The sequence below is a fragment of the Dysgonomonas termitidis genome (genome assembly GCF_042654545.1).
In the GTDB taxonomy this organism is placed as follows: domain Bacteria; phylum Bacteroidota; class Bacteroidia; order Bacteroidales; family Dysgonomonadaceae; genus Dysgonomonas; species Dysgonomonas termitidis.
Genome location: NZ_JBHSGN010000058.1, coordinates 35,059 through 48,753, shown reverse-complemented (window position 1 = coordinate 48,753; position 13,695 = coordinate 35,059). Strand labels below are relative to the sequence as shown.

At 40.7% G+C, this 13,695-nt stretch carries 14 protein-coding genes; 6 read left to right on the top strand and 8 right to left on the bottom strand.

Annotation, left to right across the window (positions count from 1 at the left end; all coding sequences use genetic code 11):
- Window positions 1–24: 24 nt before the first annotated feature.
- Together ACFO6W_RS07630 and ACFO6W_RS07625 are read right to left on the bottom strand one after the other, a co-directional pair.
- On the bottom strand, window positions 25–978 hold the full coding sequence (locus tag ACFO6W_RS07630; protein WP_379994963.1) for an NAD(P)H-dependent flavin oxidoreductase: 954 nt from the start codon (window positions 976–978) through the stop codon (window positions 25–27).
- A gap of 288 nt (window positions 979–1,266) precedes the next feature.
- Window positions 1,267–2,241 carry a hypothetical protein gene (locus ACFO6W_RS07625; RefSeq protein ID WP_379994961.1) on the bottom strand — a complete coding sequence of 325 codons (975 nt, stop codon included), beginning with the start codon at window positions 2,239–2,241 and terminating at the stop codon, window positions 1,267–1,269.
- 185 nt (window positions 2,242–2,426) lie between these two features.
- Between ACFO6W_RS07625 and ACFO6W_RS07620 the strand changes: the two genes are divergently transcribed.
- The 4 genes from ACFO6W_RS07620 (at window position 2,427) to ACFO6W_RS07605 (ending at window position 6,588) form a co-directional block, all read left to right on the top strand.
- Window positions 2,427–3,014, top strand: coding sequence for a phosphoglycerate mutase family protein (locus ACFO6W_RS07620; protein WP_379994958.1), 588 nt, complete (start codon window positions 2,427–2,429; stop codon window positions 3,012–3,014).
- A 314-nt stretch (window positions 3,015–3,328) separates the two neighbouring features.
- Window positions 3,329–4,408, top strand: coding sequence for a DUF4831 family protein (locus tag ACFO6W_RS07615; RefSeq protein ID WP_379994956.1), 1,080 nt, complete (start codon window positions 3,329–3,331; stop codon window positions 4,406–4,408).
- A gap of 143 nt (window positions 4,409–4,551) precedes the next feature.
- Window positions 4,552–5,028 carry a CYTH domain-containing protein gene (locus tag ACFO6W_RS07610; protein ID WP_379994953.1) on the top strand — a complete coding sequence of 159 codons (477 nt, stop codon included), beginning with the start codon at window positions 4,552–4,554 and terminating at the stop codon, window positions 5,026–5,028.
- A gap of 96 nt (window positions 5,029–5,124) precedes the next feature.
- Window positions 5,125–6,588, top strand: coding sequence for a hypothetical protein (locus ACFO6W_RS07605; RefSeq protein ID WP_379994951.1), 1,464 nt, complete (start codon window positions 5,125–5,127; stop codon window positions 6,586–6,588).
- Window positions 6,589–6,810: 222 nt separating this feature from the next.
- On the opposite strand, the gene ACFO6W_RS07600 is transcribed toward ACFO6W_RS07605, so the two are convergent.
- The 4 genes from ACFO6W_RS07600 to ACFO6W_RS07585 all read right to left on the bottom strand — a co-directional run bounded on the left by ACFO6W_RS07600 (window position 6,811) and on the right by ACFO6W_RS07585 (window position 9,639).
- Window positions 6,811–7,713 carry a DMT family transporter gene (locus tag ACFO6W_RS07600; protein WP_379994948.1) on the bottom strand — a complete coding sequence of 301 codons (903 nt, stop codon included), beginning with the start codon at window positions 7,711–7,713 and terminating at the stop codon, window positions 6,811–6,813.
- Window positions 7,714–7,783: 70 nt separating this feature from the next.
- Window positions 7,784–8,305 (bottom strand): GNAT family N-acetyltransferase, encoded by a 522-nt coding sequence (locus tag ACFO6W_RS07595; RefSeq protein ID WP_379994946.1) that lies wholly within the window; start codon window positions 8,303–8,305, stop codon window positions 7,784–7,786.
- Window positions 8,302–8,844 (bottom strand): GNAT family N-acetyltransferase, encoded by a 543-nt coding sequence (locus ACFO6W_RS07590; RefSeq protein WP_379994944.1) that lies wholly within the window; start codon window positions 8,842–8,844, stop codon window positions 8,302–8,304. The genes ACFO6W_RS07595 and ACFO6W_RS07590 overlap by 4 nt, the downstream gene beginning before the upstream one ends.
- 6 nt (window positions 8,845–8,850) lie before the next feature.
- Window positions 8,851–9,639 (bottom strand): class I SAM-dependent methyltransferase, encoded by a 789-nt coding sequence (locus tag ACFO6W_RS07585; RefSeq protein WP_379994942.1) that lies wholly within the window; start codon window positions 9,637–9,639, stop codon window positions 8,851–8,853.
- Between the two features lie 398 nt (window positions 9,640–10,037).
- On the opposite strand from ACFO6W_RS07585, the gene ACFO6W_RS07580 reads away from it, so the two are divergent.
- On the top strand, window positions 10,038–10,544 hold the full coding sequence (locus tag ACFO6W_RS07580) for a DNA-deoxyinosine glycosylase (RefSeq protein WP_379994940.1): 507 nt from the start codon (window positions 10,038–10,040) through the stop codon (window positions 10,542–10,544).
- Between the two features lie 146 nt (window positions 10,545–10,690).
- Window positions 10,691–12,169, top strand: coding sequence for an O-antigen translocase (locus ACFO6W_RS07575; protein WP_379994938.1), 1,479 nt, complete (start codon window positions 10,691–10,693; stop codon window positions 12,167–12,169).
- A 5-nt stretch (window positions 12,170–12,174) separates the two neighbouring features.
- On the opposite strand, the gene ACFO6W_RS07570 is transcribed toward ACFO6W_RS07575, so the two are convergent.
- Window positions 12,175–12,873 (bottom strand): hemerythrin domain-containing protein, encoded by a 699-nt coding sequence (locus tag ACFO6W_RS07570; RefSeq protein WP_379994936.1) that lies wholly within the window; start codon window positions 12,871–12,873, stop codon window positions 12,175–12,177.
- Between the two features lie 12 nt (window positions 12,874–12,885).
- Entirely contained in the window at window positions 12,886–13,494 is a 609-nt protein-coding gene (locus tag ACFO6W_RS07565; RefSeq protein ID WP_379994934.1) for a helix-turn-helix transcriptional regulator, read from the bottom strand.
- Window positions 13,495–13,695 lie beyond the last annotated feature (201 nt).

Below are 13,695 nucleotides of genomic sequence, written 5' to 3'. Positions count from 1 at the left end.
TACAGACCAAAGATAATCAGTATATTATAATTTAAAATCGCCAGTGATTATATCTTCCACTTTGATATTATATTCCGCAACGATATGATTTATCACATCTCCGGCTGCAGGTAAGCTATCTATTAATGAGCTGACCTGGCCTATTTCCAGCTCACCTTCCACAAGGTCTCCTTCGAATATTCCCCTTTTAGAACGGCCGCGTCCGAGCAACTCGCGCATTTCTTCTACCGATGCACCCCTGTCTTCGGCAGACTGCACAGCATTATAGAAGTCATTCTTTATCATGCGGGTAGGACTGAGTTTTTTCAGAGAGAGGATAGTATCGCCTTCTTTCAGGTTAATACATAATTCCTTAAATTCCTGAGACGCCGAACTTTCCTGTGTCAGGGCAAAGCGCGTACCCATTTGTATTCCTTCCGCACCTAGCGCAAAGGCTGCCAGCATTCCGTTGCCTGTGCCGATCCCTCCTGCTGCAATGAGCGGAATATGTATGCTCTGTCTCACCTGTGGTATAAGTACCATCGTAGATGTCTCCTCTCGGCCGTTGTGTCCTCCGGCTTCGAACCCTTCGGCTACAACCGCATCCACACCTGCTTCCTGGCATTTCAGGGCAAACCTGGAACTGGATACAACATGGGTTACAATGATACTGTTATCCTGTAATTTTTTAGTCCAAAGCTTTGGATTACCTGCCGATGTAAATACAATTTTCACCCCTTCGGAAATAATGATGTCCATTATCGTGTCTATTTCAGGGTACATCAACGGCACGTTGACTCCAAATGGTTTATCTGTTGCAGCTTTACATTTTTGGATATGTTCGCGAAGTGTTTCGGGATGCATCGAACCGGCCCCGATGAGCCCTAATCCGCCTGCATTACTCACAGCCGAAGCCAGCTTCCAGCCACTACACCATACCATTCCTCCCGAAATAATGGGATATTTTATTCCAAATAAAGATGTTATTCTGTTTGTCATTGTTTAGTTTATATTTTGATTTTTACTTGTTAATCATATCTTGGAAAAGGTTACAAAGGTAACACTTGTTTCAGTGAACAGTAAACAGTCATCAGTTAACAACTTGTATCTCGTATCTCGTTTACTCGTATCTTGTTTACTTGTAACCCGTAATTGCCCGAAGGGCGCAGTAACTTGTAACTGCTTTAATCAATCTGTCAAAGAGTTATCCGCTAAAAGCTATTAGCTCTTATTATATAGATAAAGTTTTCCAAAAAAATCCAATACAGGTTCAACCTTATAGCCTTTTTATGACTTCAGCTTCTCCAGTTGCTCTTTAGAAAGACAGATGTATTTCTGCCCCTTCATTTTGGCATCGCTTACCGCCGACCGGACTTCATATTCAAGAAATTTTCCACGTGAATATTCTTCTATTTCCGCAAGTGAGATTTGTATGTTCCCATCTATTACAGGCACTTCTTCTTCCACCTCAGGCTCAATATCTGTTGCCTCTTCCTTCTCCGGAACCGGCCCGGGTTGTTCCACCTTTGTTTCCGCTACTATTTCGGAAACACCGGAATTTTCCTCTGCAGGCTCTATTACAGGCCTTTCTTCCAAAAATGTAACAGCATCTTCCTTCTCTTCTTTTATTGCCGTAACTATATCGGCTACATTTGCCGTAACAGGAGGAATCTCAATTTTGATTACATTGGGTTCTTTTACGATCACTTCTTTCTTGTAAGGAGGCGGAGTGCCGGTAAGCATCTTATTTTCTTCTATAATTCCCGACAGGATATCCTCAATCTCATCGATCTTGTTCCGCTCCAACTCATACAGGTTGTCTATTTCATACAGCTTATATTGTAATTGAGGCATTTTCCGCAAAAGCTTCTCCCTGTCAAAGCAGGCAAGCGAAATATACGGTTTTCCGGAAAAAGAGGCCTTGAGGTCGATCATGATTTTATAGTCCTTGTTCTCCCTTACTTTATATTCTATAAGATTACTGTAAGACAGCCGGTGAATGACATCGTCATCTTCTATGAAGATGAATTCCCGGGCTGTATTATCGTAGCTGAATAAATAGAAACCTACAGCACTGTCTATTATTTCATCATCGTTGAATTCCTCACAGGTCTTAAGTACAGAACGAAGCCTTAGGGAATAGGAATCAGACCAGTTGAACCCGCTTGAGGAGGTTTGTTTCTGGTCCCGGCTTTGTTTTATAAAATGATTTACAAACCGGATAATAATAAAGATAAGAATCGCGTAACCGAATATTGACATTAGGCTGAGTTGTTGAAAATTTATAAAAAGATGACATTAACAAACTTACAAAAAAAATGGAGATGGCGAATCCTTTATGTAGAAAATAGATTGGATAAAATGATTCAGGTACGGCAAGACAGGTGTTTTCCGTATGAATTATATAAAAAAATAAATATCTTAGAGCCTTTAAAAAAACGATGACGATGGAGAGTATTATTAACATTGCGGTAAAGAATCAGGAAAAAGCATATGAGATAATAGAAAAAACCGGCATCATCCTTATCTGGGAGTCGGTAGGAGCAGAAGTCAACCTTGTTGGCTCTCTCAAAACGGGATTGCTAATGACCAACAACGACATCGATTTCCATGTCTATTCTTCCCCGCTGCTCATATCCGACAGTTTTCTGGCAATGGGTAAGCTGGCGGAAAATCCCGGTATTATGCGGCTGGAATATATAAACGGTATAGAAACGGAAGAACAGTGTATCGAGTGGCATGTATGGTATCAGGATGATGATGGATCAGTATGGAAAATCGATGTCATTCATATATTGAAAGGTTCCAGGTATGATGGGTATTTTGAACAAATGGCAAAAAGAATAAATGAAGTTATGACTCCCGGTCAGAAGGAGACGATACTGAGACTGAAATATGAAACCCGCGGAATGGGAAAGATAATAGGGGTAGAATATTATCAGGCTGTTATCAGGGATGGGATAGACAATGTTCAGGATTTTATTGAATGGAGAGAAAAAAATCCGGTGAAAAACGTTGTGGAGTGGATTCCTTAACCTGATTATTTTATTCTTTTAAATGAGAACCCGGACCGGTAAAATACAAACCGTTTCTAAGTATTTCACAAAAAAATAATTAGCTTTGTGAGACTAAGAGCCTGTTTAAATTTTAGCGAAATGTTTTCTTAAGGCTCTTTAAAATAAATCTTAGCTGCTTTTTTTATATTCTTTTGAGCGTCTTTTTTACTTTTTACTTTTGATTTAGTCAGCTAAACCCGCAAGTAAAAATCAAAAAATCCATCTTGAAATAATTATCAAAAAATTCAGCTGTAAATTTTAAACAGACTCTAATATTTTTAAATGAAAGACTTATGAGATATTATATAAGTTTATTATTGTTCCTCTTTATCGGGGCAAATTACGGAACAGCCCAGACAACAGTAAAAATGAGCGCTGTGAAAGCGAATAACTATGGTGTCGCTTATTCACTGCCCAAAACATCGCTGGTGATCACCGTAGATTATACAAAAAAGACGCGTAAAGCCGGAGAGTTTTTTCAGTATGCCGAGCGTTATCTGAGCATTTCCAATCCTATAACGGAAGACGCGGTATCTTATACATTGGATAAAATAGACGCAACAACAAAAGGTGTGGTGGATAAAGATAAATCATATCTGGTAGAATTCAGGTCAAACACGACTTCTCCGTTTGTAACACTGACAAAGGACGGCCTGATATGCGCTATTAACGATGATTATACATTCCCTAAAGAAGAAATCAGGGGAGATGCTCCTGTGGCTTCAGCCGTCCTTCCAAATCCGCGCAGCTTCTTGTCGGAAGAAATATTAAGGGCCGGCTCCACTGCGAAGCAGGCAGAACTGATCGCTAAACAGATTTACCGGTTGCGCGAAAGCCGTAACAATATTCTTACCGGAGATGCCGATAATATGCCGCCTGATGGCAACGCTTATAAACTGGTGATGACCCAGCTGGAAGAGCAGGAGAAAGCACTGACAGCCATGTTTGCAGGCATGGAAACGATAGAAACCGGGACAAGGGAATTTACCGTTATCCCTGATGATAAGAATATAGACAACCGTATTATCTTCCGTTTTTCCTCCAAGCTGGGTATTGTGGGCGCGGACGATCTTTCGGGTTCTCCTGTGGCCCTGACGCTAAAGAATAAAGAGCCAAGGGAAGCGCAGGTACTTACCCCTAAGGAGGAGAAAGAGCTGGAAAAGAAATTCTCTGCGGGAATAATTTATAATATTCCGGGAAAAGCCGCTTTGCAAATATCATATAATGGACGAAACTATGTGCAGAAAGATTGTGACATTGTACAATATGGCGTACAGGATGTACTCGTTCCAAAGATGTTTGATAACAATAAATTACCTGTAAAGGTCATCTTTTATCCAGACATGGGAGCGATAAAACAGATCATACAATAAACCGCGGGTATATGACCGGTATGCCAATGAGGTAAAGTGTAAAGTACTCTATCCATTGGCATATTGTTTTCCGCGGGGGTATTGGGATGGTCTGCCCAAAGCATTTGCTGATATGCTTATTTTCAAATTTACTGATTGAAATTATGGCTTTAGAAACAGAACGGAAATTTTTAGTCAAAGGGGACTTTAAACAGTACGCCTATGCACATGAGGAGATCGTGCAGGGCTACCTGTCCTCTGTCACTGAACGTACGGTTCGTATCCGTATAAAAGGGGATAAGGCTTATATTACCATCAAAGGCGCAGGCGATGAGTCGGGGATGTCGCGTTACGAATGGGAAAAAGAAATACCCGGAGAGGAAGCCCGGGAATTGATGAAGCTATGTGAGCCGGGCATTATAGATAAAGTACGTTATTATATTGAGAATGGAGATCGCAAATTTGAAGTGGATGAATTTCATGGTGAAAATGAAGGGCTTATAATGGCCGAGATAGAACTGGCCGATAAAGAAGAAGAGTTTGACAGGCCTGACTGGCTGGGGACCGAAGTGACAGGAGACAGCCGTTACTATAACTCATCTTTAGTAAAATATCCTTACAGGGAATGGAAGAATGAATGAAGAATGAAAAATTAAGAAAGAGAAAGTAGTGTATCAGCATCTGATACACCGGTAAGCTAAGAACTTATTACTCATTACTTACTACTCACATAAAATATGATCGATACTGAAGTAAAAGTACATGACAACTTTTCGTTAGAATTTAAGATTGGCTTTATTACCAATAAAAACACTAAGGATGTGAATGATTTCAAGATCAACACGTGGTTGTTTTTGCCCAATAGTCTCGATATCAATCGTTCTACCTATAAGAAAAGTGACTTTTACAGGGATGTAAAGAATAATATCCGCCTTATTACACCCATATATTCTCTGGCCGAAATACTTAAAGCGGGACGGGGGCCTTTACCGCGTTTACAGAAAGCACTGGACGATTTGGCTGTGAATTCTGCCGATGAGGTAAAATCGGAGAGTTTCGTCTATCAGGTGAAGATGTTCGTCTGTATCCTCAAAAGTGCATTGCGCCGCCATGTACAGATAATAAAAAATACGGCCACCGACGAGAAAATTACCGTTCATGTCGAAAACTATATACGTGACATCAGGGATATAGCGCTGCAATACCGGGAGATGTGGGATGAACTGACCAAGCCCGATATCACTCAGCAGCAGAGGGAGTTTTTTCTTTATGGAGATGACTTCCTTGGGAATATCACCGAGCAATACACATTCCAGATCATGAGATTTCTGGAAGGACGGCCTGTATATGCACGTTTGAAGCCCGAATTACACCGATTGGTGGAAGACGAAATCGCTCATCGTAAAAAGCGTGGATTCAGGTTGTTGGAAAAGGATGACGAAAAGCATAACAGCCTTGTTATTTCCCAGCGTAATATATTGAAAAAACTGGTGGAAAGCGACCTGTTTCTACAAATAGTACGGAAAAAAGACGGGCTGCTGGCCGAACAGTTTTACTATAGTATCGCTGCGGGTATCGCTATGGTGTTTGCCACTGTCGTGTCCTTTTTTGCTACGTTACGGTTTGGTAATTTTACGACCGACCTGTTTATTATACTGGTCTTCAGTTATATGTTCAAAGACCGGATAAAAGATATGATGCGTTACTATTTTTCGTCCAAGCTGGGCAAAAAATATTTCGACACCAAATTGAAGCTTAGTATCCGTAAACAGGAAATAGGATGGATAAAAGAGGCCTTCGATTATATAGAAGAGAGTAAGTTGCCGGAAGCGGTTCGTAATTTAAGGGCCCGTTCGCCGCTGGTGGAGGCCGAAAACCAATTCTATGACGAAAAGATCGTACTTTATCGTAAATGGGTAAGCCTGTCCAGGGAAGATATAGAGAAGTATAAAGAATACCGTTTATCGGGGATCAATGACATCACCCGTTTCAACCTGATGAATTTTACCCAGAAAATGGATAATCCTTCTATTCCGCTTTATATGTCCGATGAGGAGAAAGGGTTTGTGGCTCTGGAGGGCAATAAAATATATTCACTGTACTTTATAGTACAATGCATATCCGATAAAGACGAATACTACAGAAAATACCGTGTGTTATTCAACCGCAATGGGATTGCAGATGTAAGCGAACTCGATTAGATAAAGTTTAAAGGCAGGTTTCTGCGTTTCTTTTTCTTGTTATTCTGAACATAAGCATATACCGCAACACTGGCTACGGCAGCTACTAAAGTTACGGCTAATACTTTTTTTGTCATATCGTTAATTTTATATAAATATATATTAGTATATAGTAAAGGTAATAACAAAAATCGGAATATAAGCGTATAGAAAACAAGAATATTTCGTGTAAAAGCAAGCCTTCTATCTGGATCTGAATCTAAACTTAAAGCCGTTTTCGGCCACATATACCCCTAATAAGATAAATATGGAACCAAAAAGCGCAACAACCGTAATATGTTCGTTTATCACAATTGCCGATGTGAGCAAAGTAACAAGTGGTACGAAATAGATGTAATTGGATGTTTGCACCACTCCTAATTCTTTCACAGCGCTGTTCCATGCAATAAAACACAACAGCGACGCTATTAATCCGAGGAATATGAGGTTTGATGCTATCAGGGGATCAATGAGTAAAGAGGGGGTAAATGTCGCCGAATCCATAAGGGAAAAAGGCAACATGGTAACGATTCCGTAAAAGAAAACCTTCCGGGTGATAAACAGTGTAGAATATCTTCCGTTCAACTGTTTGAGTATAATACCATAGAAAGCCCATGACAAGGCAGCCAACACAGTCAGCATATCGCCAAGCGGATTGATCTGCAATATGAAGCTACCATTGAAAACAACTAAAGCCATACCCACAAGGGCAACCAACGAGCCGGTTATAAGACGCGGCCTCAATGGTTCTTTCTTGTAGAAAAGAAATGTTAGCAAAGCCGTGAAAATAGGAGAAGTACATACTATAAGCGAAACATTGGAAGCCAGTGTTATTCCCAGCGCCGTGTTCTCGAATACAAAATACAGCGCCCCTCCGGTCAGCCCTGCCGCCGCGCACAGCAGTTCATCTTTCTTGCTGTTTGCAAAAAGAGTCCGGGGACAGATAATCCATATTCCTGCATAAGCCAGGACAAAACGGTAGAGAAATATCTCAACGGGGGAGAGCCCGCATCCTATCAGTATCTTTGTGGATACGAATGTCGTCCCCCATACTATCACTGTTAAGACGGCGATTATATGATACCAATATCTTTTATTTATAACCATAGTATGTCTTTAAAATAGTTGTAAAAGTAATAGATATCGTCCATTTTACACTGGAATACAGGTATAAATTTTAACAAAAATCGACTATTCCGGTAACACCTTCAAGGGCAGAGCCGGTCAGAGTGCATACCATTACGTTCTCTTCCGGAAATCCCGATGCATGCCTGATCCCATATGCCGATGCGGGTTTAAATCCAAACCGGTGGTAATATGCGGGATCACCACAGAGGAAGATCAACTTATAGCCCATCTCACGGGCAAGCCTGAATCCTTCCCGGATCAGGGACGAACCTATTCCTGAATCCCTGTATTCCGGAAGGACGGATATAGGCGACAGCAGGAGGCTTTCCACGTTGCTGTTGCCGGCTCTTGCAACATATGTTTTGGTAAACATGGCCTGCCCTACCAGTTTATTATTCACCTCTGCGACCAAATCCAGTCCGGGGATATAACCATCCCCTTGTCTTAGTTTTCCGGCGTAGTCCTGTTCGTCCCCGTCCCTTACTTTTGCTGTTTCAAAAGCTGTCTTTATCAGGTTGTACACTTCGGGTTGTTCTTCTTTTGCAATTTCTCTTATTCTTATATTATTCATATTCTTGTTTTTTTTGATTGATTATTGCTGTTTTTGATTCGGTCGAGTTTCCACCATAAGCCGTTCTCATCCTCCTTATAGTTTGTAAAACCGCATTTCTGTAATACCCTGTGCGATGCGAAATTGCCTCTTTCGGTCTCTGCTGTTACGGCTTTCACCCCCGGTTGACTTAGTGCCCATTCGCACATTGCCTGTACTGCTTCGGTCATATAACCCATATTGCGGTAACCCGCATGTGTGCCATACCCTATCTCAATATATTCATTTTCCAGTGGAGAATTTTTGAAGTTGGCACCTGCGATAGCCTTATTCTCCGATTTTAATATGATCTGCCTGTTGGTGAGCCAGATAAGATTGTCTGTATCGGACAATGTTTTTTGGTATTGGTACTCTATTGCTTGTCGGGTGTGTTTATCGGGTCGTTCTCCGGACGATATCAGTCCCATTTCCGTTTCCATTCTGTCTACTCCGAGCACGAGCAGACGGAATTGCTCCGCCGTTAGCGGAACAATCCTCAATCTTGCTGTTTCTATAATCATTATTTATCAGATTTTTTGTCCGATATAGAACACATAACTGTAGTAATCTTTGTATTTCTTATACAGATTGATTTCTGTCAGCTGGCTATCAATAAACTGTTTCGCTTCTTCGCTGTCATTTTGCTCTTCCAAAAACGGGTCTACTGCCGCTTCCACCAGATCGTAAAAGTTTTCGAGCCAGCAATTCACAGGTAATACAAAGTGAGAGACAGGTATATATCCTGCTTCCTGCATCACGGCTATCTTATTAGGTATGGTATCGATACCGTTATAGTTCTGTTCCCAGAATTCATCTATTTCCAGTGGGCGCTCTTTTGTAATCCATGATACTTCCGACACTGCGATGTATCCTTCTTCCCTGATATATTGGCGCCATTCGCGCAATCCTCTTTCGAAACCTAGATGATAAATAGAGCCTTCGGCCCAGATAAGATCAAGTTCATTATCTGAAAACGGAAGGTTCTCCATAGAGCCTGCCAGGGTAGTGAACCTGTCTTCAAATCCTGCCTGTTTGACATTCTTATCCAATATTTCTATAAATTTTTCCGATAAGTCGATGGCTGTGATATGTCCCAGGGTGTTTTTTGCAAGCGTGATCGTTTGCCCCCCGGTACCGCAGCCTATATCTGCAATTTTCGAATTTACAGAGGTGCCTGGTATAAAATCCAGGGCTCTTTTGGTTATTTCTATACTGCCGGGACCTTGTCTGCTGACTAATTTGTAAAAGTCGAATATCAAATCAAAATCTTCTACCAGTTTTATTTCTTTTTTCGTTGTTTTTATTTCTTTACTCATGATAATTGATGCTTTTAGTTTGTGCATATCATGGTATGGGGAAATGATAAACCTCCATGGATGATAGTCACAAAATGTTTTAATAAAATGCAATAAAAAAATCACCCGAAAAAACGAAGTATTCGGGATGAGACGGAGGAATAGCCGGTAAAGTAAGTTGTATTACAGATTACAGGCTATTTACAGCACCAATATATTCTTACGAGTAAAAGACATAAATTGTTTTAATAGTGGTGTAAAGATATAATAAATCTTAAACCGGACAAAAAAATACTGAAGTTTAATGGAAATAACATACCGGTGTATGGATGGACTTTCCTCTCATTTATGCCAATCAAAAATATTTCGGTCATTAATTAGCATAATTAAATTAAAATATTCAACTTGCAACGAAAAAGATGAGAAAAATTGCTTTTGAACCGATAGCTAACGAAAAATCCCGGATTCTGATCCTCGGAACAATGCCCAGCGAAGAATCTTTACGTAAGCAGGAACGATACGGGCATAAAAGCAACCAGTTCTGGAAAATTATTTTCACTTTATTTGACAAGCCGTTGCCGGATGGCTATGCAGAGAAAAACGCCCTGCTGGAAGAAAATAACATCGCCATTTGGGATGTGCTCGAATCATGTGAAGGAACAGGAAGCCTCGATAGCAGTATTAAGAATGAAAAGCCGAACGATTTCAAAAAGTTTTTCAGGAAATATCCTCAAATCAGACATATCTTTTTTACAAGCAAAAAGGCCGAAGAATTTTATAGAAAATATGTAGGCTTCGATGAAAGCAGGATATATATCACCTTGCCTTCTCCCAGTCCGGCTAATGCACGGATGACCCTTGCCCAAAAAATTGAAAAGTGGCAGATCTTTATTGATACCGTAAAGGCTACAAAAGTGACGGATTGATAATAAGGTGATAACCTGGCCGTAGGCCTGTTGATTACTTTTATATCTGCAATAATAACTGCTTACGATTAAATGATGTTGCATTAAATACTTTCTTTTACTTATTTACTACATTTGTATGTATAACAACAGTATAAGCCTTTGCATTGGAAAAGAAAAGCTCGTCATATAATCAAATCCTAAAGTCTACATCTATTTTTGGTGGGTCGCAAATTCTCGTTATCCTGATCGGAGTTATCCGCAATAAGATGATAGCGGTTTTATTGGGGCCGGCCGGTGTCGGTATTATCGGCATATACAACTCGGTCATAGAGATGATACGCTCAGCCGGAGGGTTGGGGATGGATACCACGGGAGTGAAGGAGATTGCGGAGGCGGAAAGTTCCGGAGACAGGGAGATACTTTATAAAACTGCTACCCGGTTCAATAAATGGTTCAGGACAATGGCTTTCAGCGGAGCGCTGGCCTGCCTTATTTTCTCTTATCCGATTAGTATCTGGGCTTTTGAAGATGGTAGTTTTACCCTTTATATAGCCTGCTTATCGGTTTGTGTGTTCCTTGCGATACTGACTATGGGCAGGTCTTCCATATTGCAGGGAATGCGCAGGATACCCGAAATGGCAAAATCCGCTATTCTGGGAAGTTTATCCGGGTTGCTTATATCTATACCTGCTTATTTACTTTTCGGCCTGGATGGGATTCTTCCTGCTTTTGTATTTTCATCGCTGCTTTCGTTCCTGTGTGTGGAATTCTATTACCGTAAACTACATCTCGGAAAAAGTGATATATCAAATAAAGAGGCTTTCGAGTCGGGATTGAAAACCCTGAAATTAGGACTTTTCATCGTTGTAGCCGGATTTATAGGTACAGCAAGTATGTTTTTCATTAAGACCTTTGTCGCGCGGAGTATAGATATGGATGCCGCAGGCTTGTTCCAGTCGGCGTGGGTGATTACAAATATATACCTGAGCCTTATACTCCGTTCTATGGGGTCGGATTTCTTCCCCCGCCTGTCAGCTATTGCAAATGAAGGAGAGAAAGTAAGGAAGCTGGTGAATGAGCAAAGTTATATCATTCTGATAGTAGCTTCACCCATCATAATAGGGATGCTGTTATTTGCCGACTTTGCCCTGTCTGTTCTTTACACCTCCGAATTCGGGTATGCTGATGCCGTGCTGAGGTGGCAGGTGCTGGGAACTTTTTTTAAGGTACTCTGCTGGCCTGTAGCCTTCATTATGTTGGCGAAAAACAAAGGGGTTGCCTTTTTAGCCACCGAGATCATATTTTATCTGGTTTACCTGCTGTCCGGTTATTTATTATTCCCAAAATACGGGCTTGAGGCTACAGGTATCGGTTATCTGATAGCCTATATTGTTTATCTTCCGGTGGTCTTCCTGGCAGGTAAAACTATTTCTGGGTTTACCTGGGACAGCAATATTATAAAGATGACAGCTATAAACCTGCTGCTTGTCGTGGCCGCTTTTTATATAGCGCAATATTACGCGGGAGAACATGGCTTACTGTCAGGTGCGGGAATCTTGGCGATATCGCTTGTGTACGCGTATGTTAAATTGAAAAAGGTATTCAGTATAAGTGAATTACAGGACTGGTTCAGGAAGAAATGACCGTGTCAGATTTTACCCTTTTCTATTTCTTTTACCCGGGGTATCACCAGGCTGTCCTCTATAAAAGTGTGGGCTTCAAGTTCTTCCTCGGACATATACAGTTCGGTAAGGATATTCACCATTAGCATCTGGTCTATAGTGCCGGGCAGGTATTTCATCAGTATCTGTTTCAGGTCATTCATTTTACCTTCTATGTCATTGTGCCTTTGCTCAAATATATTGATGGAATATTTCTTTTCTCCCGACTCGTTAATAAGGGAATATACATAAGGAAAAACGACCTCATCTTCATACAGCATATGTTCCTCTACTTCCTTTGTATAGTTGTCGAAGAAGTTAAGTACAACGTCCTTCAGTCTTTTTTCGGAGGTGTCGAAAACAAGTTCCAGTTTACGGCGGATGTTAGGTAGCCTTTTTTCCAGAAAATAGCTGTGGGAGCTTTTCAGGTAGCGGAGAAATGGTTCCAGTGGAAGGGCTCCGAAAGCCTCTTCTATATTGATAATGGATTTATTGGATTGATAGCTGGCAAGGAACAGGAAGCAATCGGTATCGAATCCGTTTTCCTTGCAGACAGCGTCTACACTCTTTTCGCCAAATCCCAGAGATATATTCAGGCGGTTGAGTAACAGAAGAAGCCGGTAGTCGGCATCTATCAGTTCCGACATCTTCATTGACTTTTTAAATATGATGGTGATATTTTGCATGATGTTGAAGTTTTATTCGTCCTGATACTTTATTTCGGATATATCCACAAGTTTGTTTATTATCGCGTATATGGTCAGTCCCGAGATGCTGTGCACTTTAAGTTTACGGGTAATGTTCCGGCGATGTGTTATAGCCGTGTGTATGGATATGTTATGATGTTCGGCAATCTCTTTATTGCTCATTCCTTTTACAACGCTGATCAGGATCTCTTTCTCCCTGTCACTGAGCTCTTCCTGGTCATTTTGCCCGGCTTGTTCCTTATTCAGGCAATTGAGCAATGTTTCTTCAATCCTTGACTCCGAATCGTTTATTTTGATAACCGCATCATACGATTTGTAGAACTGCTCATCAATGATATTATATACCAGCGCAATGATCGCAATGTTTTTATTCAGGTTCAGTTGCTGGCGTATATCCTGCTTCGAGGTATGCCCCAGAAGCATAGGATTGATAAGTACTGCGTCGGGATGAAGTATGTCGAGCTGGTAATTGATATCCTCCATTTCCTTCAGTTCCACGACCTTTCCCACACTGGATAACTGGGAAAGAACATAGACCAGTCCTTTGCGTATAATATATGATGTTTCGGCTACTGCTAATACTTTCTTTGTATTCGACATCTTTTACGATAGTTTCTTATATAGAATCATTCTTTATAATGTGCAAATTACGTTATAAATTATGTTATTAACAAATGTTATTGGACATAAAGAATGTCAATAAAAGATAATATCTTTATCTGTATATTCGAGAACAATATTTGTATTAGTTTTGTTTAGCGAATGAAATACAAGTAGAACAGGAATAGATTTGCAAATGAA

Excerpts from the sequence above, each read along its gene's own strand:
- ACFO6W_RS07630 (WP_379994963.1), bottom strand. The coding sequence starts at position 978 with ATGACAAACAGAATAACATCTTTATTTGGAATAAAATATCCCATTATT.
- ACFO6W_RS07625 (WP_379994961.1), bottom strand. The coding sequence starts at position 2,241 with ATGTCAATATTCGGTTACGCGATTCTTATCTTTATTATTATCCGGTTT.
- ACFO6W_RS07620 (WP_379994958.1), top strand. The coding sequence starts at position 2,427 with ATGGAGAGTATTATTAACATTGCGGTAAAGAATCAGGAAAAAGCATAT.
- ACFO6W_RS07615 (WP_379994956.1), top strand. The coding sequence starts at position 3,329 with ATGAGATATTATATAAGTTTATTATTGTTCCTCTTTATCGGGGCAAAT.
- ACFO6W_RS07610 (WP_379994953.1), top strand. The coding sequence starts at position 4,552 with ATGGCTTTAGAAACAGAACGGAAATTTTTAGTCAAAGGGGACTTTAAA.
- ACFO6W_RS07605 (WP_379994951.1), top strand. The coding sequence starts at position 5,125 with ATGATCGATACTGAAGTAAAAGTACATGACAACTTTTCGTTAGAATTT.
- ACFO6W_RS07600 (WP_379994948.1), bottom strand. The coding sequence starts at position 7,713 with ATGGTTATAAATAAAAGATATTGGTATCATATAATCGCCGTCTTAACA.
- ACFO6W_RS07595 (WP_379994946.1), bottom strand. The coding sequence starts at position 8,305 with ATGAATAATATAAGAATAAGAGAAATTGCAAAAGAAGAACAACCCGAA.
- ACFO6W_RS07590 (WP_379994944.1), bottom strand. The coding sequence starts at position 8,844 with ATGATTATAGAAACAGCAAGATTGAGGATTGTTCCGCTAACGGCGGAG.
- ACFO6W_RS07585 (WP_379994942.1), bottom strand. The coding sequence starts at position 9,639 with ATGAGTAAAGAAATAAAAACAACGAAAAAAGAAATAAAACTGGTAGAA.
- ACFO6W_RS07580 (WP_379994940.1), top strand. The coding sequence starts at position 10,038 with ATGAGAAAAATTGCTTTTGAACCGATAGCTAACGAAAAATCCCGGATT.
- ACFO6W_RS07570 (WP_379994936.1), bottom strand. The coding sequence starts at position 12,873 with ATGCAAAATATCACCATCATATTTAAAAAGTCAATGAAGATGTCGGAA.
- ACFO6W_RS07565 (WP_379994934.1), bottom strand. The coding sequence starts at position 13,494 with ATGTCGAATACAAAGAAAGTATTAGCAGTAGCCGAAACATCATATATT.